The following is a 21,638-nucleotide window of genomic DNA, read 5'->3' on the forward strand; positions in this document are numbered from 1 at the left end:
CGTGTTATCGCCGAACGGGGCCGAACCCTGCTCGCTGGGGCGACGAACGGCGCGGAAGGGGCCGGCAGGGGGTAGCCGCTCCTCCGATCGTTATCGGTGAGCGGACGGCTCTGGGCGCGAAGGGGGCAGGCGCGGGTGCGCCCGGCCTCCCCCCAGGGTTCCCTTACGGGTGCTCAGCGGACCAGGGCGATGTCCTATCGGACCTGGGCGCTGTCCTATCGGACGAGGGCGATGTCCTTCAGCACCGCGACCTCGTGGGCCTGCTCGTCCAGGCGGGCCTTCACCGCATCACCGATGGACATCACGCCGACCAGGTCGCCGGCGTCGTCGCACACCGGCACGTGGCGGTGCCGGCGCAGCGTCATCATCTGCATCAGGTCCTTGATGGTGTCCGCCGGCCGGCAGGTCTTGACCTCCTTGGTCATGAGATCCTCGACCGCGAGGTCCAGGGCGTCGGGCCCCTGGGTCGCGACGGCGCGGACGATGTCGCGCTCCGACAGGATACCGACCAGCTTCCCGCGGCGGTCGCGCACGACCAGCGCGCCGATGCGCTTCTCGGTCAACAGGCGCGCGGCGGTGGCCACCGATTCCGACGGAAGCGTGGCGGCGACGGTGTGGCCTTTTCGGTTCAAAACCTCGGCAACGGTGGTCATGTCCTCCCTCCCTGGCGGCTTCGGAACGGCGGAACGCGGCGGACGGACCGCCCGCGGCGCTCCTCTCCTCATCGTCATAGAGCGTGGGGCGGGCGGTGCGTCGCGGCAAGGAGGACCCCGAGCATATTCCCGTACATTAGAGAATCCTTCTTCTGTCCTGGACGCGCCGCATCCGCCCGCCTATCCTTGCGCCGGTGGGAACGAAGGCGGAGGCGACCGTGGCCGGTGATTGCTGCGGAGGATCCTGCGGGAGCCGCGGGGGCGATCCCCGCCTCGGACGGCAGGCGGACTATCGGCGGGTCCTGCGCATGGCCTTCGTCATGAACGCGCTGATGGCCGTGGCGGCGTTCGGAGCTGCCCTTGACGCGGACTCCCTGGCCCTGCAAGCGCTTGCGCTGGTCTTTCTGACCAACGCCGCCAACCATGGCGCCAGCCTTTGGCTGGTTGGACGGGCGCTGGACTGGCGGGACCGGGTCAATCTCGCGCGCTTGTCGCTGCTCCTCGGTCTCAGCCTGTGGGTCAATGTCGCCGCCTTCTGGAACGTCCACCACGGGAACACATTCCCCGATGCCTGGACCATGGCCATGGCCGGGTTGATGACGCTGTCCGTCGCGGTGGCGGTCGGCATGCAGCTGTTCGCGGGCCGCCGCGGCAAGCCGACCCTGCGCACCACATGGCTGTGCGTGCGCAAGGACGCGCTGGCCTGTCTCGCCGTTGTCGCGGCGGCGGTCGGCACCGGGACCATGGGCCACGGTTGGCCCGATAGCCTTGCCGGCGCGGTCATAAGCGCCCTGCTCCTGGCCACCACACAGGCGACCCTGAGGCAGGCCATGGCCGGGTTGTGGGCGCGCCATGGCTCCCCCTCGGCACCCGCGTCGGGCGAGGAGGCTTGACAAGCCGGCATCCCTATGGCGAACTTCGCACCATGAACACCGTTTCGCTCTCCCTGTCGCGTCGTTGGTGGCGGCCCGTGTAACCGGGCCGGCCAGCCGACGCGCGTTGAGCGCTGAACCATCGAAAGGCCGCCCGGGGGTTCCGGGCGGCCTTTCCTCTTTAGAGGGTCTGGGTGTCGATCAGGGATCTCCGGGTGTGCTCCATCCCCGTGACGATCCCCGGAGACGCCCCATGTACCCCGCCGACTTCCTCGCCCAGCCCAGACAGCTCGACCCGCTGACCTACCGGACGGCGGGCGGCCTCACCGTCCACCGCACGGCGGAGCCGCTGGAGGCGGACGGCGCGCTCGACCCGGTCATCGACGCGCTCGACACGCGGCGCGGCCTCCTGCTGGGCAGCGGGGTGGAGGCGCCCGGCCGCTACCGCCGCTTCGCGCTGGGCTTCACCGACCCGCCGCTCGCCGTCACCGCGCGCGGGCGGACGGTGCGGGTCGACGCGCTGAACGCGCGGGGGCGGGTGCTGCTGCCGTCGGTCGCCGCGCGGTTGCGAGCGATGGAGGCGCTGGCCGGCATCGAGGAGTCGCCCGCCCGCGTCACCGTCCTGGTCCGCAAGCCCGTCCACCCCTTCCCGGAGGAGGAGCGGAGCCGCCAGCCCTCCGTCTTCTCCGTCCTGCGTGCCCTGCTTGCGCTGTTCGCGGCGCCGGACGATCCGTTGCTGGGTCTCTATGGCGCCTTCGGCTACGACATCGCCTTCCAGTTCGAGCCGATCCGCCTGCGGCTGGAACGGCCGGACGACCAGCGCGACCTCGTCCTTTATCTGCCCGACCGCCTCGTCGCCGTGGACCCGGTGAGCGGGGTGGCGCGCCGCTTCGAGTACGAATTCGCCGACGGCGCGGGCTCCACCCAGGGAATGCCGCGCACCGGGCGCGCCCACCCCTACCGCCCGGACACCAACGCCGCGGCGGCCTGCGACCATGCCCCCGGCGACTACCAGCGGGTCGTGGAAACGGCGAAGGACGCCTTCCGGCGCGGCGACCTGTTCGAGGTCGTGCCCGGCCAGACCTTCACGGAGCCCTGTGCCGACGCGCCGTCCGCTGTGTTCCGCCGGCTGCGGCGGGCCAACCCGGCGCCCTACGAGGCGCTGGCGAACCTCGGCTTGGGGGAGTTCCTGGTCGCGGCCAGCCCTGAGATGTATGTGCGGGTCGGGCGAGACCGCGTAGAGACCTGCCCGATCTCCGGCACCGTGGCCCGCGGGGCGGACGCCATCGGCGATTCCGCGGAGATCCTGCGTCTGCTGACCTCGGCGAAGGACGCTGTGGAACTGACCATGTGCACCGACGTGGACCGCAACGACAAGGCGCGGGTGTGCGAGCCGGGCTCCGTCCGCGTGGTCGGGCGGCGCATGATCGAGCTGTACTCCCGCCTGATCCACACGGTGGACCATGTGGAAGGGCGGCTGCGGCCGGGCTTCGACACGCTCGACGCCTTCCTGACCCACACCTGGGCGGTGACCGTCACCGGCGCGCCGAAGCGCTGGGCCATGCAGTTCCTGGAGGACACGGAGCAATCGCCGCGCCGCTGGTACGGCGGGGCGTTCGGGCGGCTGGGCTTCGACGGCGGAATGGACACCGGCCTGACGCTCCGCACCATCCGCATGGCCGACGGCGTTGCCCAGGTGCGCGCCGGCGCCACCCTGCTGTCCGACAGCGACCCCGACGCGGAGGACGCGGAGTGTCGCCTGAAGTCCTCGGCCTTCCTCGACGCGATCCTCGGCGCGCAGGCCGTTCCGGAACCCGCCGTCCCGGTCCGGGCGGGGCAGGGGAGGCGCGTCCTCCTGGTGGACCACGACGACAGCTTCGTCCACACGCTGGCCGACTATTTGCGGCAGACGGGTGCTTCCGTGACGACGCTGCGGCACACCCACGCGCGCGCGGCGCTGGCCGCCGACCCGCCGGACCTCGTCGTGCTGTCGCCGGGTCCCGGCCGCCCTTCCGACTTCGACGTGGCGGGCACGCTGGACGCGGCGCTGGCGCAGGGCGTGCCGGTGTTCGGCGTCTGCCTGGGCTTGCAAGGCATGGTGGAGCGGTTCGGCGGCAGCCTGTCCGTCCTGCCGGAGCCTGCGCACGGCAAAGCGTCGGAGGTGCGGGTGCTGCCCGGGGGAGCGCTGTTCGACGGGCTGCCGGAGCGGTTGACGGTGGGGCGCTACCACTCGCTGGTGGCGCGGCGTGACCGCCTGCCGGAGGATCTGCGGGTGACGGCGGAAACCGCCGACGGCCTCGTCATGGCCGTGGAGCACCGCCGGCTGCCGGTCGCGGCCGTGCAGTTCCACCCCGAATCGATTCTATCGCTGGGTGATGGTGCGGGGCTGGCGCTGATGGGCAATGTGATGGCCCGGCTGGCCGGGCGGGTGCGCGTGGAGGAGGCGGCCTGAGGCCGCCTTTCCGGATCGGGCGTTGGGGGGCGGAGGGTTATTCCAGCATCCCCAGCGCTTCCTTGTACAGCTCCAGGATCGCTTCCTGCTCCTGCCGATCCGCCTTGTCCATTTTACGCAAGCGGATGATCTGGCGGATGATCTTGGTGTCGAAGCCGGTGCCCTTGGCCTCGGCGTAGACTTCCTTGACGTCCTCCTGCAGGCCGCGCTTTTCCTCTTCCAGGCGCTCGATGCGCTCGACGAAGGACCTCAGGCGATCCGCCGCAATGCCGCCGACGTCGGACATGATGGGGTAACCTCAAATAGGGAGCTTTGGAAAACCGGGGCGGACGATATCGGCGGGCGTGCCCGATGGCAAGGGGGCTGCCGGGAATGACGCCGGTTGCCACAGGCGCGGGCGGCCCGGAACGGACGCGCAGCGCGGCGGAGTGCCGCTGGAGTCAGCCTTGCGGAAAAGATCCTTCACAAAATCGGGTTGAATGGGTCATGGTGCGCCACTCCGTTTCCGTGCCCTCCGGGAGCCCGACGATGCGCTGTGGTCGAACGATGATTCCTCCCTACGCGCTTTGGCTTTGCCGCGTCCTGCTTCTGGCGCTGTGGTTTGCCGGGACCGGCGTCGTGGCACCGTCGCGTGTCCTGGCGGGAGATTTGGTGATCGGACTGGGGTCGGAGGTGACCTCGCTCGACCCCCACTTTCACAACCTGACGCCCAACAGCATCGTCGGCAGCCACGTCTTCGATTCCCTGACCCTACCCGACGAGTTCAAGTGGCCGACACCAGGCCTCGCCGTGCGGTGGAAGCCGGTGGATGACACCACTTGGGAGTTCACGCTCCGCCGCAACGTCGCCTTCCACGACGGGACGCCCTTCACCGCGGCCGACGCGGCGGCCAGCCTGAAGCGCGCCCTGGCCGTGCAGGGCAGCCCCTATTCCTACGCGTCGATCCTGCGCTCGGTGACGGACGTGATCGTGGTGAACGACCACACGCTGCGGATCCGGACCAGCACGCCGGACCCGACGATCCCCGCCGCCGTCGGGCAGATCGCGGTCGTCCCGGCGCGGTTCGTCGACGCGACGCGCGAGGATTTCGACAGCGGGCGCGCGATGGTCGGCACGGGGCCTTTCCGCTTCCTCGGCAACCATGGCCTGTCGGAGGTGACGCTGGCGGCGAACCCCCTTTATTGGGGCGGCCGCCCGCGCTGGGACCAGTTGACCCTGCGGATCATGCCCGTGGCGAGTGAGCGGGTGGCGGCGCTGACCGCCGGAACCGTGCACGTCATCGACCAGGTGCCGCCCGCCGACGTCGGCCGGCTCCAGGCCGACCCGCAGATCGCCGTGCGCAGCGGCCTGTCGGCACGGCTGATCTATCTGGCGCTGGACGTCGGGCGGGACCGGTCCCCCTTCGTCGCCGACCGCAACGGCGCGCCCCTGCCGCGCAACCCGCTGAAGGACCCGCGGGTCCGCCGGGCAATCTCCAAGGCCATCAACCGCCAGGGCACCGTGGACCTGCTGCTGGAGGGGCTGGGGTCCCCCGCGGGGCAGCTGCTGCCGCGCGGCTTCTTCGGCACCAGTCCGGCGCTGAAACCCGACGACTACGACCCGGAGGCGGCGAAGCGGCTGCTGGCGGAGGCGGGCTGGCCGAACGGTTTCGTCCTGACGCTGCACGCGCCGAACAACCGCTACGCCAATGACGCGGCGGTCGCGCGCACGCTGGGCGTGGCCCTGTCGCGCATCGGCATTGCCACGAAGGTGGAGACGATGCCCTCGGCGGAGTTCTTCGCGCGCGCCTCCAGGCTGGAGTTCAGCGCCTACATGTCCGGAATCACTACCGATCTCGGGGAGACGACGGACATTCTGCTGTCGCTGGTGGCCACCTATGACGACGCGCGCAACCGGGGCCGCATCAACCGGACGCGCTATTCCAACCCGGCCATCGACTCCATCCTGGAGCGCGCCATTGTCACGCTTGATCCCACGGCGCGGCAGGGGCTCCTGCGTGAGGCGGCGGAACGGGCCATGGAGGACGCGGCTGTCCTGCCGCTCTATTTCGAAAGCAAGACTTGGGCGATGCGTGCGCAATATTCCTTCGCACCCCGCGCCGACGAATTCACGCTGGCCACCGAGGTGGAAGCCAAACGGCCCAGCGCTGCCAAATAGGCCGAGTCGGCCCGCGGTCCGCCCGTCCGCGTCGCGTTCGCGGCGCCATGCTCGCGCCGCACAGCGCCTCAGCCAAAAGGAGGATGGCGCTTCGTTGAGAATGGGGCGACCCTGCGCGTCCGAAGACGCGCGTCCATTCCGCCGGCTTCCGAATTGTTGCGCCGCACTATCACTGCTGGTAATACCATCGACGGGGCACTCTTCACAACGTGTCACAAATCCGGCATTCATGCCTATGGTCTAAGCCGATTGCCCGGAAATCGGCCACTTCGCGGCAGGGGAGACAACAACCATGAAAATCGCCATACCCAGGGAGCGGCGCGCGGGGGAAAATCGCGTCGCGGCATCGCCTGAGACGGTCAAGAAACTGAAAGCCCTCGGCCTCGACGTGGTCGTGGAAAGCGGCGCCGGGCTGGGCTCCAACCTGCCGGATTCCTTCTATGCCGACGCTGGCGCCACCATCGCGCCGGACGCCGCGTCGGCGCTCGCCGACGCCGACATCGTGCTGAAGGTGCAGCGCCCGCTGATCGCCGGAGAAGGCGACCTCGACGAGTTGGCGCTGATCAAGCGCGGCGCGCTGCTGCTCGCCATCCTGAACCCGTACAACAGCCGCGAGCATGTGGCCGCCTACGCCGCCGCGGGGGTGAACGCCTTCGCCATGGAGTTCATGCCGCGCATCACCCGCGCCCAGGTCATGGACGTGCTGTCCTCCCAGGCCAACCTCGCCGGCTTCAAGGCGGTGGTCGACGCCGCCAGCGAGTACGGCCGCGCCTTCCCGATGATGATGACCGCCGCGGGCACCGTGCCGCCGGCCAAGGCCTTCATCATGGGCGTCGGCGTCGCCGGCCTGCAGGCCATCGCCACGGCCAAGCGCCTGGGCGCCATCGTCTCGGCGACCGACGTGCGCCCGGCGGTGAAGGAGCAGGTGCAGAGCCTCGGTGGCAGCTTCGTCGCGGTGGAGAACGAGGAGTTCAAGCAGGCCGAGACGTCGGGCGGCTACGCCAAGGAGATGTCGGACGACTACAAGCGCCAGCAGGCGGCGCTGGTGGCCGAGCATATCAAGAAGCAGGACATCGTGATCACCACGGCGCTGATCCCCGGGCGCAAGGCGCCGGTGCTGGTGACGCGCGAGCATGTGGCGTCGATGAAGCCGGGCTCGGTGATCATCGACCTGGCGGTGGAGCAGGGCGGCAACGTCGAGGGCTCCGAGCTGGGCAAAGTGGTTGTCACCGACAACGGGGTGAAGATCGTCGGCCACGCCAACTACCCCAGCCGCATCGCCGAGAGCGCCTCGCTCTTGTACGCCAAGAACCTGCTGGCCCTGCTCCAGTCGCTGCACGACAAGGAGAAGGGCGTCACGCTCAACTGGGACGACGAGATCGTCAAGGCCATCGCGCTGACCCGCGACGGCCAGGTCGTCCACCCCGCCTTCGCCGGCCAGACGGTCTGACGGCCCTAGGGAGAGAGACATGGATCAGACCCAACTGTCCAACCGCATCGTCGAGCTGAAGGCGCAGCTTTCCGCAGCCAGCCAGCAGATCGACGCGCTGGCCGCCCAGGCGGCGGCCCTCGGCCACCCCGCCGCCGCGGAAGCCGCCAGCCACGGCAGCTTCTTCATCACCGGCCTGACCGTCTTCGTGCTGGCCTGCTTCGTCGGCTACTACGTCGTGTGGCGGGTGACGCCGGCGCTGCACTCGCCGCTGATGGCGGTGACCAACGCCGTGTCCTCGGTGATCATCGTCGGCGCCCTCATCGCCGCCGGCCCGGCCGGCTTCGGCTTCTCCAAGATCATGGGCTTCCTCGCCGTCATCCTGGCCAGCGTCAACATCTTCGGCGGCTTCCTGGTCACCCAGCGCATGCTCTCCATGTTCAAGAAGAAGGGCAAGTAACCATGGAAACGCTGTCGGCCCTTCTCTACCTCGTCGCCTCCATCTGCTTCATCATGGCGCTGCGCGGGCTGTCCAGCCCGGAGACCTCGCGCCAGGGCAACCTCTACGGCATGGTCGGCATGACCATCGCCATCCTCACCACGCTGGCCCTGCCCATCGTCCAGTCCTACTGGATGATCGTCCTCGGCATCGCGATTGGCGGCGGCATCGGCTACGTCATCGCCAAGAAGATCGAGATGACCGCGCTGCCCCAGCTGGTCGCCGCCTTCCACTCGCTGGTCGGCCTGGCCGCCGTGTTCGTGGCGCTCTCGGCCTTCTACTCGCCGGAGGCCTACGGCATCGGCGTGCCCGGCGCCATCGCCAAGGGCTCGCTGGTCGAGATGGCGCTGGGCACCGCGATCGGCGCCATCACCTTCACCGGCTCGCTCGTCGCCTTCGCCAAGCTGCAGGGCCTGGTCACCGGCAAGCCGCTGGTCTTCCCCTTCCAGCACCACCTCAACGCCGGCCTCGGCGTGCTGACCATCCTGCTCATCCTCTGGCTGGTGCAGTCCAACGCCTCGGTGGCCATGTGGCTGATCGTGCTGGTGGCGCTGGCGCTGGGCTTCCTGCTGATCCTGCCGATCGGCGGGGCGGACATGCCGGTGGTGATCTCGATGCTGAACAGCTACTCCGGCTGGGCGGCGGCGGGCATCGGCTTCACGCTGCAGAACAACCTGCTGATCATCACCGGCGCGCTGGTCGGCTCCTCGGGTGCCATTCTGTCCTACATCATGTGCAAGGGCATGAACCGCTCGATCTTCAACGTCATCCTCGGCGGCTTCGGCGGTGACAGCGGCGCGGCCGCAGCCGGCGGCGCCGGCGGCGGTGAGCGCGGGACGGTGAAGGCCGGCTCGCCGGAGGACGCGGCCTACATCATGAAGAACGCGCAGTCGGTGATCATCGTGCCGGGCTACGGCATGGCGGTGGCGCAGGCGCAGCACGCGCTGCGCGAGATGGCCGACCTGCTGAAGAAGGAAGGGGTGGACGTCAAGTACGCCATCCACCCCGTCGCGGGGCGCATGCCCGGCCACATGAATGTGCTGCTGGCCGAGGCCAACGTGCCGTACGACGAGGTGTTCGAGCTGGAGGACATCAACCGCGACTTCGGCACGGCGGACGTGGCCTTTGTGATCGGCGCCAACGACGTGACCAACCCGGCGGCCAAGACCGACCCGCAGTCGCCGATCTACGGCATGCCGATCCTGGATGTCGAAAAGGCCAAGACGGTGTTCTTCATCAAGCGCGGCATGGCCGCCGGCTACGCCGGCGTGGAGAACGAGCTGTTCTTCCGCCCCAACACCATGATGCTGTTCGGCGACGCCAAAAAGGTCACCGAAGAGGTCGTGAAGTCCATGGAGTAAGTCCGTAGAGTAACCTGCGGCTTCTCTGCCCTGGCGTGACGCGAACCCCCGGTGCATTCTCCGCACTGGGGGTTCTTTTTTGCCCCCGTGACGACCGGAGGACGCCATGCCCGCCTACATCATCGCCGACGTGAAGGTGACCGACACCGCAGCCTACGAGCGCTACAAGGCGCTCACCCCCAACGCCATTACCAAGAACGGCGGCCGCTTCCTGGCGCGCGGCGGCCAGACGGAGGTGCTGGAGGGCGGCTGGCAGCCCAACCGCGTGGTGATCCTGGAATTTCCGGACATGGCCACGGCCAGGGCTTTCTACGACAGCCCCGAATACCGCGAAGCGCGCGAGGCCCGGAAGGACGCCGCCGACTTCAAGATGATCTTGGTGGAAGGGGCGTGACCGGTTCGCAGGGCGGCGTCGGTTCGACAAGCCAGCCTTAACCACGGAGGCACAGAGACACAGAGCGCGGAAAGGTCCGTGTCTCTGTGCCTCCGTGGTGATATCCGCGGAGCCTCAGCCCTTCTTCACGCCAAAGCAGTGCTCCGGCCCCGGGAAGGCCCGCGCCTTGACCTCGGCGGCGTAGGCCGCGGCGGCCTCGCCCATGGCTGTGCCCAGTTGGCCGTAGCGCTTCACGAACTTCGGCTGGAAGTCGCTGAACAGGCCCAGCATGTCGTCGGAGACCAGCACCTGCCCGTCGCAGGCGGGGGAGGCGCCGATGCCGATGGTCGGGACGGCGACGTCCTCGGTGATCTGGCGGGCGAGCGACTCTATGGTGCCCTCGATGACCAGGGAGAAGGCGCCGGCCTCCGCGATGGCGCGGGCGTCGGCGCGGATGCGCTCCGCGCTCGCCGGGTCGCGGCCCACGGCCTTGTAGCCGCCCAGCGCGTTGACCGACTGCGGCAGCAGCCCGACATGGCCCATCACCGGCACGCCGCGGCTGGTCAGGAAGGCGACCGTCTCGGCCATCTCGGCCCCACCTTCCAGCTTCACCGCTTGGGCGCCGGTCTCCGCCATCACGCGCGCGGCGTTGCGGAAGGCGACCTGCGGGCTTTCCTGGTAGCTGCCGAAGGGCAGGTCAACCACGACGCAGGCTCGCTCCGACCCGCGCACCACGGCGGCGCCGTGGGCGATCATCATGTCGAGCGTGACGGGGAGGGTGCTGTCGAAGCCGTAGACCACCATGCCCAGCGAGTCGCCGACCAGCAGCAGGTCCACATGCGGGTCGAGCAGCCGCGCGACGGGGGCGGTGTAGGCGGTCAGGCAGACGATCGGATCACCGCCCTTGCGGGCGCGGAGCGCCGGAACCGAAATGCGTGCGATGGCCTTGGACGCGCTCATCACCACCCGCCGAGTGAGGGGTTTGCGGATGCACCAAAACCGCCCACGCGAACGAGCACGGGGCGGCAGGTGCAAGACACAAGAGGGGCTGGCGCGCGAACGCGCTTGGGTGCCCGGCGCGCCGAGGCGCGCCTGTCAATCCGGCGCGAAAAGCGCCTGGCTATTAATAGCCCTCGCGCTCCATGCGCTTGCGGAGCAGCTTGCGGGTGCGACGCACCGCCTCAGCCTTCTCGCGCGCGCGCTTCTCCGAGGGCTTCTCGTAGTTCCGGCGCAGCTTCATTTCCCGGAAAATGCCCTCGCGCTGCATCTTCTTCTTCAGCGCGCGGAGGGCCTGATCGACGTTGTTGTCTCGGACCAGAACTTGCACGTTTACCGTCACCCTTTCAAGTGAGCCGAGTTGCAATTAAGCAACAAACAGGCATGCGCTTGCGGGCGCACCCCTTGTGTGGAGGATTGTGTAGCACGGACAGCGCCGTGTGTGAAGCGGAGTCTTCGGTATCGTCGTCTCAGCGTCGGGAAGACCCTGGCGAAATGGTTGCCGGGAAGGAGGAAACTCCCAGATAATGGGCCATGGCCCTGCTGAAAATCGCCCGCATGGGGCATCCGGTCCTGCGCACGATCGCGGACCCCGTGCCCGACCCGACCGATCCGGAGATCCGGCGCCTCGCCGCCGACATGATCGAGACCATGATGGACGCGCCCGGAGTCGGGTTGGCGGCCCCGCAGGTGCACGAGTCGCTGCGCATGATCGTGTTCCGCGTGCCCTCCGACCGCTCCGGCGGCGAGGTGGTGGCGCCGACCGTGCTGATCAATCCGGTGGTCGAGCCCATCGGCGACTCCATGGTCGATGGCTGGGAAGGCTGTCTGTCGATTCCCGGCATGCGCGGCATCGTGCCGCGCTTCACCCGCATCCGCTACCGCGGGACAGGGCTGGACGGCGAAGCCGTCGAACGGGAGGCGAGCGGCTTCCACGCCCGCGTGATCCAGCACGAGTACGACCACCTGGACGGCATTCTTTACATCGACCGCATGCCCGATCTGCGCCATCTCGCGTTCAATGAGATGGCGCATCACGTGACCGAGGCGCTGGAGCGGGAAAAGGGGGAGGATTGACCATGGACGCTGCCCTGGACATGGATGTGGTACGCGACGACATCCTCGTCTCGACGCTGCCGAACATCGTCTTCGACGGCTGGAGCATGACGGCGCTGCGCGACGGCGCGCAGATGGCCGGCTACGACACGGCCACCATGCACCGCGCCTTTCCCGGCGGCATCCCGGAACTGGTCGAGCATTTCGGCGTCTGGACCGACCGGCGCATGATGGTGGAGTTGGACAAGCACCCGCTGGCCGACATGAAGGTGCGCGACCGCATTGCGCTGGCCATCCGCACCCATTTCGAGGTGCTGGAGCCGCATCTGGAGGCCAAGCGGCGGCTGATCGCCTACCTCGCCATGCCGCAGAACCTGGGGCTCGGCCTGCGCCTGCTCTACCGCACGGTGGACGCCATGTGGTTTGCGGCCGGCGACACGGCCACCGACTTCAACCACTACACCAAGCGCGCGACCCTGGGCGCGGTGCTCAGCTCCGCCACCTTCTACTGGCTCGACGACCGGTCGGAGGGGCATGTGGAGACCTGGGCCTTCATCGACCGCCGCCTCGACGACGTGATGAACATGGGCAAGGCCATGTCCGCCATGGGCCGCGCCGGCCGGCTGCTGAGCCACCTGCCGAGCCCGATGCGCTTCGCCCGCCAAATCCGCCAGCGCAGCGGCACCGTCCAGGCCGCGGAGAGCGCGACGACGCACATGGCGGAGAATATCTGAGGGCGCGCGCCCTGCGCACTTGCACCCTCTCCCAGCCCCGCTGGGAGAGGGAGGCGGGCGAGGGGGTTTACGGCTTGGGCGGCTGGTCCGCTGCCATAAAGGCGGCAAAGGCTTCCTTGTAATCCGGGTGCCAGCGAGACAGGGGCGGGCGGTTGCGGATGATGTCCTCCGCCGCCCATTGGATGCGCCGGTTGTCCATCTCCCGCGTCACGTCGTTGTCCGGGCATAGGATGTAGAAATCGCCAGCCGCCAGGGCGGGCAGCAGGACATCCACAACCTGATCGGCGGTCCAGGCGCCCGCGGGCTTCTCTGCGACTCTGCGCGCTCGCGTCAGGCCGGTGTAGGTGAAGCCGGGGATCAGCAGGTGTGCGGTGACCTGGCAGCCATCGGTGTTGCGCAGCTCGTGCGCCAGCGCCTCGGTCACCACCTTCACCCCGGCCTTGCTGGTGTTGTAGGCGGTGTCGCCCGGCGGGCAGGTGATGCCCTGCTTGGACCCGGTGGTGACGATGGCGGCCGGCGTGCCCTGCGCGATCATCGCCGGGGCGAAGACCTGGATGCCGTGGACGACGCCCCACAGGTTGACGCCCAGGATTTGCCGCCAGCGTTCGGAATTCCCGAACAGGGCGCCGCCGCCTTCCGTGCCGGCGTTGTTCATCAGCAGAGCGACCTCGCCGAAGGTCCGGTAGGCGATGTCCTTCAGCCGCTCGACCTCCTCCAGGCGGGAGACGTCGGCGGTGACCGTGACCACGTCCTGCGGCTTCCGCGACGCCTTGCGCACCGTCTCGGCCGCAGCACCCAGCGCTTCGGCGTTGACGTCGGCGAGGCAGACCGTCATGCCGAGCGACGCGAAGCGGGCGGCGGCGGCGAGCCCGATGCCGCTCGCGGCCCCCGTGACGACGGCGGCGCGGCCAGGGGCCAGGGCGGGATGGTTCTGCATGGGGAAAGCCTTCGATTGTCTCGAGTCGGTGTCCGTGCGAACGCACCATGTGGAGCGCCCGGCGGAGGTCGGCAATCGGGAGGCGACGAATAAAGGAGGGGGCTGATTACACCGGCTCGCGCGCCGGTTTCGTCTTGCGCGCACCCTTCAGGGCGGTGGCCCGCGCCGCGGCGGCCAATGCCGGCCGTGCCCAGAGCATCAGTTCCTCCGGCTCGTCCAGGGCCGATTCGGGCGGCGGGTAATAGGCGAGGGTGATGGGCTTGTCGCCAGAAGATTTAGCGGACGACGGCTTGAAGGGGCGCAAGCCAAGCGCCTCGTAATCGGCGCGGTTGCCCTCGTCCGCCTTGAAGTACAGCACCTCGTCCGCGACGATGGCGAAGAACAGCCCGTCGCAATAGAGGCCGTAGCCGCCGAACATGCGGCGAACCGCCAGATCGCCCAACGGCGCCAGTGACTCGCACACCATCTGCACGAAATCGCTGAGCGGCGCCGGGGCCATGGGCGGCGGTATCCTGTGAGAGGGTGGTTACTTCTTGCGGAAGGCGTCCAGCGCCACGACTTCGCCGCGCTTCGGCTCCTCGGCCGGGGCGGTGTCGTTCTTGTCCGCGTCGGCCTTGCCCGCGTCGGACTTCACGGTATCGGTCTTCGCCAGCTTGGCGATGGTCGGCTTGGCGCCATCGCGGGCCGGACCGTCCTTACGTTCCGGCGCCTCGCGCGTCGGCAGGGCGGCGACCTCGGCCGATTCGGCCGGCGCCGCGGGCTGGAACTGCAGCGCGAAGTTCACCGACGGGTCGGCGAAGGTGGTGATGGCGGCGTAGGGGATGACCAGACGCTCATGCACGTTGTTGAAGCTCAGCGTCACCTCGAAATGATCGTCCAGAGCCTCCAGCCCATAATACTGGTACTGGATCACGATGGTCATTTCGTTGGGATACTGCGCGGCCAGATATTCCGGGATGTCGACGCCCGGAAAGGCGGTGCGGAACGTCAGGTAGAAGTGGTGATTGCCGGGGAGCCCGCGGTCGGTGACTTGACGAAGCGCGTCACGGACGACGCCGCGCAAGGCGGATTCGACCATGCGGTCATAACGCAACTGCTCTCTCGGCATTCTTGGGCGGGTCCTTAACGCCAAAAAGGAAGGTGTGGGCCTTCTGTTGCTAGGCGGCCCACGGCCCCACCCTCAGGTGCTACCCATCGGGGATTGATTTCGGTCAGTTACCGCGGTTAGGCGGCAACGGCGACCGGAGCAACGTTGTCGTTGGCAACTATTGCAATGGCCCGATAACGGCGGAACCATGCCGAGCGAAGACCATGCCTTTACCACGCGTGTCGATCCTATTTCGCCCCCAACGAACCCGTTCCCAAAGGCCAACACCTGAGAGGACGGTGGTTTGTTTGGTGGAGGCGCCGGGTACCGCCCCCGGGTCCACAACGCTTATTCCGCAAGGCGTTTATCGCCGTAGTCGGTGCGACCGACGGGCCTAATATAGGCCCTTCGTCCCAGCATTGAAAGGGGCCATCGAACGGGAGAGTCCGGAGAATCTGAAAGGAGATGACGGGACAACCGCCCGGACGTAGAGTGCGGCCCGCATTCAGTTCCCGGAGTACCCATGCCGATCACGCCCGATCAGCGCGCCGAGATCGACCGCCTGCGCGCCGTCACCGCCACCACCCGCCGCGCCACCGTCCCGGCCCTGGAGGAGATCCTCTACGAGCCGATCGAGGTCCTGGACCACGGATTCGTGCGCGTCATCGACTATATGGGCGACGATTCGGCCGTCGTTCAGGCGGCACGCGTGTCCTACGGCAAGGGCACCAAGAAGGTCACGGAGGACGCCGGCCTCATCAAGTACCTGATGCGGCACCGCCACTCGACCCCGTTCGAGATGTGCGAGATGAAGTTCCACGTCAAGCTGCCGATCTTCGTCGCGCGGCAGTGGATCCGCCACCGCACGGCGAACGTGAACGAGTATTCCGCGCGCTACTCCATCCTCGACCGCGAGTTCTACATCCCGGCGCCCGAGAACCTGGGCGCCCAGGCCGTCGTCAACCGTCAGGGCCGCGGCGACGTGCTGCAGGGCGACGAGGCCGCGTCGGTGATGAAGCTGCTGCGCGACGACGCGGAGGCCGTCTACTCCCATTACGAGGAGATGCTGAACCACCGCGAGGATGGCACGACCATCGAGGAGGGGCGCCAGGGTCTGGCCCGCGAGCTGGCGCGCATGAACCTGACGCTGAACTATTACACGCAGTGGTATTGGAAGGTCGATCTCCACAACCTTCTGCACTTCCTGTCGCTGCGCGCCGACCCGCACGCCCAGTACGAGATCCGCGTCTACGCGGAGGCCATGCTGGACGTGGTAAAGCGCTGGGTCCCGGCGGTGTTCGAGGCTTTCAGCGAGTACCGGCTGGGCGGCACGCACGTCTCCAAGACCGGGCTGGAGGTGGTCAAGCGCCTGCTGGCCGGCGAGCCTGTGACGCAGGAGACCAGCGGCCTGTCCAAGCGCGAGTGGCGGGAGCTGATGGACCAGCTCGGCCGCGCCGAATAATAACCCACGAACGCCCGGAACACCGCCATGACCCCACACGAGGCCGACGCACGCCACCGCCAAGGCCTTCTCGCCGCCCAGGCCGGGCGGTTCGAGGAGGCGATGGAGTTGATCGGGCAGGCGATCGCCGCCTATCCGACGGTGCCCGCCTGGTGGGCCAACTACGGCCTCGTCATGGAAAGCCTGGGCGACGTGGCGGGGGCGGCCAACGCCTACGCCGGCGCGCTGAACCTTGACCCGGCGCTCGATCACGCCATGGACGGGCTGCTCGCCATGGCGGAGGCGGTGCGCCGGGCCGGCGACTCGGCCCGCGCGGAGGCCTTCTTCCGCCGGGCCATCGCGCTGAACCCCCGGACGCTGGCGGCGGTTGCCAACCTCGGCGTGCTGCTGCGCGCGCAAGCGCGGCGGGAGGAGGCGGTGGCCCTCTACCGGCGCGCCGGGCTGCTCGATCCGGGCAGCTGGATTCACCCCTACAACCTCGGCAACGCGCTGACCGAGCTGAACCGCTTCACCGAGGCGGACCAAGCCTACCTCGCCGCTCTGGCGCGCGAGCCCGGCCGGGTCGAGGTGCGGGCCAACCGCGCCACCCGCGTGCTCGCCATGCAGGGCCGGGCGGAGGAGGCGCTGGCGGAGATCGAGGCGGTGCTGCAAACGCACCCCGACGTCGAGTCGCTGAACTCCTCCCGCCTCTACCTGATGCAGTTCGTGCCGTCGCTGACCATGGAGACGGTGGCGCAGGCGCACGGCATGTGGGGCTCCCGGTATCGCCATGCGCCGGTTCCGGCGGTCGCGGCACCCGCGCCGAAGATCCGCATCGGCTACGTGTCGCCCGATTTCCGCGCGCACCCCGTGGGATTTTTTCTGGAACCGGTGCTGGCGAACCACGACCGTTCGGCTTTCGAGATCGTCTGCTACGCCAACACCGCCAACCCCGACTGGAAGACGGAGCGGCTGATGCCGCTGGCCGACGGCTGGGTCTGGACGCCGGGCATGGACGACGACGCGCTGGCCGCGCGCATCCAGGCGGACGGCATCCACATCCTGGTTGATCTTGCCGGCCACACCTTCGGCAACCGGCTGCCGGTCTTCGCGCGGCGCCCCGCGCCGGTGCAGGTCACCTGGGCCGGCTATGTCGGCAGCACCGGCCTGCCGGCCATGGACTATCTGATCTCCGACAGCCGGCAGAGCCCGGCGGGTGCCGACGGCTGGGCGACCGAGGCGATCGTGCGCATGCCCGATGGCTACGTCCCCTGGGCGCCGCCGGAAGACGCCCCGGCGGTCTCCCCGCTGCCGCTGGCCGCCCGCGGATACGCCACCTTCGGCTCCTTCAACGCCTTGCCCAAGCTGAACGAGCGGGTCGTCGCGCTGTGGGCGGAGGTGCTGAAGGCCGTTCCGGACTCCCGCCTGCTGCTGCGCACGCCGGGCTTTGAGGATCCGGGGACCGCGGCTCGCGTGACGGGCCTGTTCGAGCGCGCGGGCGTCGACCCGGCGCGGGTCGACCTGCTGCGCGGTGCCCCGCACCGCGCCTTTCTGGCCGGCTACGCCGGGGTGGACGTGGCGCTGGACCCATTCCCGTACTCCGGCGGGCTGACGACGCTGGAGGCGCTGTGGATGGGCGTTCCGGTGGTGACGCTGGGCGGCGACCGCTTCTGCTCGCTCCATTCCGTGACGCACCTCGCCTCGGCGGGGCTGTCGGGACTGGTGGCGAGCGGGCCGGAGGACTACGTCGCCAAGGCGGCTGGGCTGGTAGCCGACTCGGCGGGGCTGGCGCAATTGCGCGCCGGCCTGCGCGACCGCATGGCGGCATCCCCGACTCTGGACGGCGCGCGCTTCACCCGCGCGTTGGAGGCGGCCTTCGGCATCATGTGGCAGCGCTTCCAGGAGGAGCAGGGGCGTGTGAGCTTCACGCTGAACTTCCAATAGGCAAGGGGCATCAAACCACAGAGACACGGAGGCACAGAGATTCTTTGGTAAATCCCTCTGCGTCTCCGTGTCTCTGTGGTGAGTCTCTCCATTCACCAGTGTTTTTCAGGATTATTAGCCGTTAAGCCCGCTCGGACCCCGGGGCGCCGGTGCTCCACAGCAGGCCCAGCACCACGCCCTTGCAGCGGGGCAGCAGCAGCATGGTCAGGACCAGGGTCAGCGCCGGCCAGATGGCGAAATGGACCCAGGCCTCGGGCTGGTAGCGCTGCTCCACTGACAGCAGCATCGGGATGACGATGTGGCCGACGACCAGGATGGTCATCCAGGGCGGGGCGTCGTCGGCGCGGAAATGGCCGAAGGCTTCGCCGCAGTGGGCGCACTGGTCCACCGGCTTCAGGTAGCTCTTCAGCAGCCGTCCGCGCCCGCAAGCCGGGCAGCAGCCCATCAGCCCGCGGAACGCCGCCGACAGCTTCGATCGCGCCCCGTAATCCACAGCCATTCCCGTCGCCTTTGTGTTCGTGCCGCCGTCCATAAGGGAAGGGTAGGCCGATTGTTCAGGGAACGGAAGGCTTTGCCGCGCGCGCAGCCTCGGCGCGGCGTGCGATGTTCTCCAGCCGCATCTGCAATTCATGGGCGCACAGGGCATGGGCGGCTGCCCGCGCCTCGGCCTGGATGTCGGCGATGGCCTCCTCCAACTCGCGGATTCGGGCCTCGCGGGGGTCTTCGCTCATCGGGTGCGCTCTCCCGGCAGTTGACGGACCGGCCTGTTGGCGTCTACGGGATGGGCAACCACTCCCGGTGAGGTTGGAGCCATGAAGATCACCCGCCTGTTCCTTGCCGCCGCGGCGGTCTCCACTGCGGCCATCGCGCTCGCGACCTCCGTCGCGCAGGCGCAGACCAAGACCGTCGCCATCACCGCCATCGTCGAGCATCCGGCGCTGGACGCCACCCGCGACGGCGTGGTCGACGCGCTGAAGGCGGCGGGCTTCACGCCCGGCCAGAACCTGAAGGTCGACTATCAGAGCGCCCAAGGCAACCCCGCGACCGCCGCGCAGATCGCGCGCCAGTTCGTCGGAGCCCGCCCGGACGTGATCGTGCCGATCTCCACGCCGTCGGCACAGGCCGTCGCCGCCTCCACCCGCGACATCCCCGTGGTCTTCACCGCGGTGACCGACCCGGTCGGCGCCCAGCTGGTCAAGAGCATGGACAAGCCCGGCGGCAACATCACCGGCGTGTCGGACATGGCCCCGGTCGGTGAGCATGTCGCCCTGATCCGTGAGATCGTGCCGTCGGTGAAGCGCGTCGGCGTACTCTACAACCCCGGTGAGCCGAACTCCGTCTCGCTGGTGAAGGCGCTGAAGGAGGAAGCCGCGAAGGCCGGCCTGATCGTGACCGAGGCGACGGCGACCAAGTCGGCCGACGCCCAGCAGGCCGCCCGCAGCCTCGTCGGCAAGGTGGACGCGGTCTACATCCCGCTGGACAACACGGTCGTGTCGGCGCTGGAAAGCGTGATCGCGGTCGGCCAGCAGGCCAAGCTGCCGATCTTCTCCGCCGACACTGACAGCGTGGCGCGCGGCACGGTGGCCTCCATCGGCTTCGATTACCGCCAAGTCGGCCGCCAGACCGGCGAGGTCGTGGCCCGCGTCCTGAAGGGCGAGAAGCCGGGCGACATCCCGGCCATCCACGCCAAGGGAACCGACCTGTTCGTGAACCCGAAGTCCGCCGCCGCCATGGGCGTCACCATCCCCGCGGCGGTGACCCAGCGCGCGACCAAGGTGGTTGGGCAGTAAGCTGTTGATTGTTTGAAGGGAGTTCCTGAGCTGGGCCCCCACCCTAACCCTCCCCCACTTCGCGGGGGAGGGGACCTCTCCTCCCTCCGTCGAAGATGGGGGAGGTCGGGAGGGGGGCCCGACGCGTGAACCCCAAGGACCACAAATGAGTGAAATAGCCTTCTTCGGGGCGGTCGAGATCGGGCTGGTGTACGCGCTGGTCGCTCTTGGCGTGTACCTGTCGTTCCGCGTGCTGGACTTCCCCGACCTGACGGTGGACGGCAGCTTCCCGCTGGGTGCCGCGGTCTGCGCCACGCTGCTCGTCGCCGGGGTGAACCCGTGGCTCGCCAGCCTCGCCGCCGCGCTGGCCGGCGCGGTCGCCGGGCTGGTGACCGCGACGCTGAACGTGCGCTTCAAGATCCTGCACCTGCTGGCCAGCATCCTGACCATGATCGCGCTGTTCTCGGTGAACCTGCGCGTCATGGGACGGCCGAACGTGGCGCTGCTGATGCAGGACACGGTGCTGACGCCCTTCTACGGCCTGGGCCTGCCGGACCATGTCGTGCGGCCGCTGGTCGTGGCGGTCGTCGTGGTGGCGGTCGTAATCCTGCTCGCCCGCTTCCTGAGCAGCGAGTTCGGCCTCGCCATGCGGGCCACCGGCGTGAACGCGCGGATGGCGCGGGCGCAGGGGGTGGAGACAGATTTCCACATCTACACCGGCATGGCCCTGTCGAACGGGCTCTGCGCGCTGGCCGGCGCGCTGTTCGCGCAGACCAACGGCTTCGCCGACGTGACCACCGGCATCGGCACCATCGTCGTCGGCCTCGCCGCCGTGATCGTGGGCGAGACGGTGCTGCCCGCGCGCGCCATGCTGTGGGCGCTGGTCGGCTGCGTGGTCGGCTCGATCCTCTACCGGCTTGCCGTGCAGCTGGCGCTGTCGGCCGACGCGATCGGCCTCCAGGCTTCCGACCTGAACCTCGTCACGGCGGTGCTGGTCGCGGTGGCGCTGATCCTGCCGCGCCTGCGTCTGAAAGCGGCGCTCAAAAGGGAGCAGCCAAAGGGAGTGGTTGGGCGATGATCACCGTCAACGGCATCCATGTCACCTTCGGCCGCGGCACGCCGCTGGAGAAGCACGCCCTGCGTGGCGTCGACCTGACCATCCCGGAGGGGCAGTTCGTCACCGTCATCGGCTCCAACGGGGCCGGCAAGTCCACCTTCCTCGGCGCGTTGGCCGGCGACGTGATCGCAGAGAGCGGCAGCATCGCCATCGACGGCACCGACGTGACCAAGTGGGCGACTCCGAAGCGCGCCTCCCTGGTCGCCCGCGTCTTCCAGGATCCCATGGTCGGCAGCTGCACCGCCCTGACCATCGAGGAGAACATGGCTCTGGCCGCCGCGCGCGGGCGCAAGCGTGGCCTTGGCTTTGCGCTGAGCGGCGACCGCCGCCGGCACTTCCGCGACCGCATCGCGGAGCTTGGGCTGGGGCTGGAGAGCCGGCTGCACGACCGCATGGGCCTGCTGTCCGGCGGCCAGCGGCAGGCGGTCAGCCTGCTGATGGCGACTCTGGCCGGCTCCAAGATCCTGCTGCTGGACGAGCATACGGCCGCACTCGACCCCGGCACGGCGGAGTTCGTGCTGGGCCTGACCCGGCGCATCGTGCAGGAGAACCGGCTGACCACGCTGATGGTCACCCACTCCATGCGGCAGGCGCTGGACTATGGCGACCGCACGGTGATGCTGCACGAGGGTAAGATCGTCCTGGACGTCTCCGGCGAGCAGCGCGCCGGGCTGGACGTGCCGCACCTGCTGGCCCTGTTCGCCCGCCAACGCGGTGGGGAGGAGATCGCCGACGACAGCCTGCTGATCGGCTGAAGACAC

Annotated in this window: 23 protein-coding genes and 1 other RNA gene; 14 read left to right on the forward strand and 10 right to left on the reverse strand. The window is 68.8% G+C overall.

Translation table 11 applies throughout. The annotated features are described in order from the left end of the window. Window positions 1-215: 215 nt before the first annotated feature. On the reverse strand, window positions 216-653 hold the full coding sequence (locus M2351_RS04380; protein ID WP_264654922.1) for a CBS domain-containing protein: 438 nt from the start codon (window positions 651-653) through the stop codon (window positions 216-218). 308 nt (window positions 654-961) lie between these two features. Here M2351_RS04380 and M2351_RS04385 point away from each other — a divergent pair, with 308 nt between their 5' ends. Next, window positions 962-1,546, forward strand: a complete 585-nt coding sequence (locus tag M2351_RS04385) for a cation transporter (protein WP_264654923.1) — start codon at window positions 962-964, stop codon at window positions 1,544-1,546. A gap of 232 nt (window positions 1,547-1,778) precedes the next feature. After that, window positions 1,779-3,977 carry an anthranilate synthase gene (locus M2351_RS04390; protein ID WP_264654924.1) on the forward strand — a complete coding sequence of 733 codons (2,199 nt, stop codon included), beginning with the start codon at window positions 1,779-1,781 and terminating at the stop codon, window positions 3,975-3,977. A 37-nt stretch (window positions 3,978-4,014) separates the two neighbouring features. Here M2351_RS04390 and M2351_RS04395 read toward each other — a convergent pair whose 3' ends face one another. Then, the gene (locus tag M2351_RS04395) at window positions 4,015-4,263 is read right to left on the reverse strand and encodes a DUF2312 domain-containing protein (protein ID WP_209765963.1); all 249 of its coding nucleotides are present in this window, start codon (window positions 4,261-4,263) and stop codon (window positions 4,015-4,017) included. 242 nt (window positions 4,264-4,505) lie between these two features. Between M2351_RS04395 and M2351_RS04400 the strand changes: the two genes are divergently transcribed. The 5 genes from M2351_RS04400 to M2351_RS04420 all read left to right on the forward strand — a co-directional run bounded on the left by M2351_RS04400 (window position 4,506) and on the right by M2351_RS04420 (window position 9,817). After that, on the forward strand, window positions 4,506-6,134 hold the full coding sequence (locus M2351_RS04400) for an ABC transporter substrate-binding protein (RefSeq protein ID WP_264654925.1): 1,629 nt from the start codon (window positions 4,506-4,508) through the stop codon (window positions 6,132-6,134). A 292-nt stretch (window positions 6,135-6,426) separates the two neighbouring features. Further along, a complete protein-coding gene (locus tag M2351_RS04405) occupies window positions 6,427-7,584 on the forward strand; it encodes a Re/Si-specific NAD(P)(+) transhydrogenase subunit alpha (RefSeq protein ID WP_264654926.1) in 1,158 nt (385 codons plus the stop codon). Window positions 7,585-7,603: 19 nt separating this feature from the next. Beyond that, window positions 7,604-8,023, forward strand: coding sequence for an NAD(P) transhydrogenase subunit alpha (locus M2351_RS04410; protein WP_264654927.1), 420 nt, complete (start codon window positions 7,604-7,606; stop codon window positions 8,021-8,023). 2 nt (window positions 8,024-8,025) lie between these two features. Then, window positions 8,026-9,423: an NAD(P)(+) transhydrogenase (Re/Si-specific) subunit beta gene (locus M2351_RS04415; RefSeq protein ID WP_264654928.1), complete on the forward strand. Its 1,398-nt coding sequence runs from the start codon at window positions 8,026-8,028 to the stop codon at window positions 9,421-9,423. A gap of 106 nt (window positions 9,424-9,529) precedes the next feature. After that, the gene (locus tag M2351_RS04420; protein ID WP_264654929.1) at window positions 9,530-9,817 is read left to right on the forward strand and encodes a DUF1330 domain-containing protein; all 288 of its coding nucleotides are present in this window, start codon (window positions 9,530-9,532) and stop codon (window positions 9,815-9,817) included. Window positions 9,818-9,931: 114 nt separating this feature from the next. On the opposite strand, the gene panB is transcribed toward M2351_RS04420, so the two are convergent. Both panB and rpsU read right to left on the reverse strand, forming a co-directional pair. Further along, window positions 9,932-10,756 carry a 3-methyl-2-oxobutanoate hydroxymethyltransferase gene (panB, locus tag M2351_RS04425; RefSeq protein ID WP_264654930.1) on the reverse strand — a complete coding sequence of 275 codons (825 nt, stop codon included), beginning with the start codon at window positions 10,754-10,756 and terminating at the stop codon, window positions 9,932-9,934. Between the two features lie 163 nt (window positions 10,757-10,919). Next, window positions 10,920-11,123 carry a 30S ribosomal protein S21 gene (gene rpsU, locus M2351_RS04430; protein WP_012974546.1) on the reverse strand — a complete coding sequence of 68 codons (204 nt, stop codon included), beginning with the start codon at window positions 11,121-11,123 and terminating at the stop codon, window positions 10,920-10,922. A 203-nt stretch (window positions 11,124-11,326) separates the two neighbouring features. Between rpsU and def the strand changes: the two genes are divergently transcribed. Both def and M2351_RS04440 read left to right on the forward strand, forming a co-directional pair. After that, window positions 11,327-11,869: a peptide deformylase gene (def, locus tag M2351_RS04435; protein ID WP_264654931.1), complete on the forward strand. Its 543-nt coding sequence runs from the start codon at window positions 11,327-11,329 to the stop codon at window positions 11,867-11,869. A 2-nt stretch (window positions 11,870-11,871) separates the two neighbouring features. Continuing rightward, on the forward strand, window positions 11,872-12,582 hold the full coding sequence (locus M2351_RS04440; RefSeq protein ID WP_264654932.1) for a COQ9 family protein: 711 nt from the start codon (window positions 11,872-11,874) through the stop codon (window positions 12,580-12,582). A 67-nt stretch (window positions 12,583-12,649) separates the two neighbouring features. On the opposite strand, the gene M2351_RS04445 is transcribed toward M2351_RS04440, so the two are convergent. From M2351_RS04445 to ssrA, 4 genes are all read right to left on the reverse strand, one after another. Beyond that, complete coding sequence (locus M2351_RS04445) at window positions 12,650-13,519, reverse strand: SDR family NAD(P)-dependent oxidoreductase (RefSeq protein WP_264654933.1); 870 nt, start codon at window positions 13,517-13,519, stop codon at window positions 12,650-12,652. 106 nt (window positions 13,520-13,625) lie between these two features. Next, window positions 13,626-14,018 (reverse strand): TfoX/Sxy family protein, encoded by a 393-nt coding sequence (locus M2351_RS04450; protein WP_264654934.1) that lies wholly within the window; start codon window positions 14,016-14,018, stop codon window positions 13,626-13,628. Between the two features lie 27 nt (window positions 14,019-14,045). Continuing rightward, window positions 14,046-14,627: an SspB family protein gene (locus M2351_RS04455; protein WP_264654935.1), complete on the reverse strand. Its 582-nt coding sequence runs from the start codon at window positions 14,625-14,627 to the stop codon at window positions 14,046-14,048. Window positions 14,628-14,658: 31 nt separating this feature from the next. Continuing rightward, window positions 14,659-15,035: a transfer-messenger RNA gene (gene ssrA / locus M2351_RS04460) on the reverse strand. 94 nt (window positions 15,036-15,129) lie between these two features. Between ssrA and thyX the strand changes: the two genes are divergently transcribed. After that, window positions 15,130-16,068, forward strand: coding sequence for an FAD-dependent thymidylate synthase (thyX, locus tag M2351_RS04465; RefSeq protein WP_264654936.1), 939 nt, complete (start codon window positions 15,130-15,132; stop codon window positions 16,066-16,068). A gap of 27 nt (window positions 16,069-16,095) precedes the next feature. Beyond that, complete coding sequence (locus tag M2351_RS04470; protein WP_264654937.1) at window positions 16,096-17,991, forward strand: O-linked N-acetylglucosamine transferase, SPINDLY family protein; 1,896 nt, start codon at window positions 16,096-16,098, stop codon at window positions 17,989-17,991. 121 nt (window positions 17,992-18,112) lie between these two features. Here the strand turns inward: M2351_RS04470 and M2351_RS04475 are convergent, their stop codons facing one another. Both M2351_RS04475 and M2351_RS04480 read right to left on the reverse strand, forming a co-directional pair. Beyond that, window positions 18,113-18,490: a DUF983 domain-containing protein gene (locus tag M2351_RS04475; protein ID WP_264654938.1), complete on the reverse strand. Its 378-nt coding sequence runs from the start codon at window positions 18,488-18,490 to the stop codon at window positions 18,113-18,115. Between the two features lie 55 nt (window positions 18,491-18,545). Next, a complete protein-coding gene (locus M2351_RS04480; protein ID WP_264654939.1) occupies window positions 18,546-18,722 on the reverse strand; it encodes a hypothetical protein in 177 nt (58 codons plus the stop codon). Window positions 18,723-18,803: 81 nt separating this feature from the next. On the opposite strand from M2351_RS04480, the gene M2351_RS04485 reads away from it, so the two are divergent. The 3 genes from M2351_RS04485 to M2351_RS04495 all read left to right on the forward strand — a co-directional run bounded on the left by M2351_RS04485 (window position 18,804) and on the right by M2351_RS04495 (window position 21,632). Then, window positions 18,804-19,781 carry an ABC transporter substrate-binding protein gene (locus M2351_RS04485; RefSeq protein WP_264654940.1) on the forward strand — a complete coding sequence of 326 codons (978 nt, stop codon included), beginning with the start codon at window positions 18,804-18,806 and terminating at the stop codon, window positions 19,779-19,781. Window positions 19,782-19,926: 145 nt separating this feature from the next. Then, a complete protein-coding gene (locus M2351_RS04490) occupies window positions 19,927-20,838 on the forward strand; it encodes an ABC transporter permease (RefSeq protein WP_264654941.1) in 912 nt (303 codons plus the stop codon). Next, window positions 20,835-21,632: an ABC transporter ATP-binding protein gene (locus tag M2351_RS04495; protein WP_264654942.1), complete on the forward strand. Its 798-nt coding sequence runs from the start codon at window positions 20,835-20,837 to the stop codon at window positions 21,630-21,632. Before M2351_RS04490 ends, M2351_RS04495 begins: the two co-directional genes overlap by 4 nt. The last annotated feature ends 6 nt before the right edge of the window (window positions 21,633-21,638 follow it).

The organism is Azospirillum canadense, assembly GCF_025961225.1.
In the GTDB taxonomy this organism is placed as follows: Bacteria; Pseudomonadota; Alphaproteobacteria; order Azospirillales; family Azospirillaceae; genus Azospirillum; species Azospirillum canadense.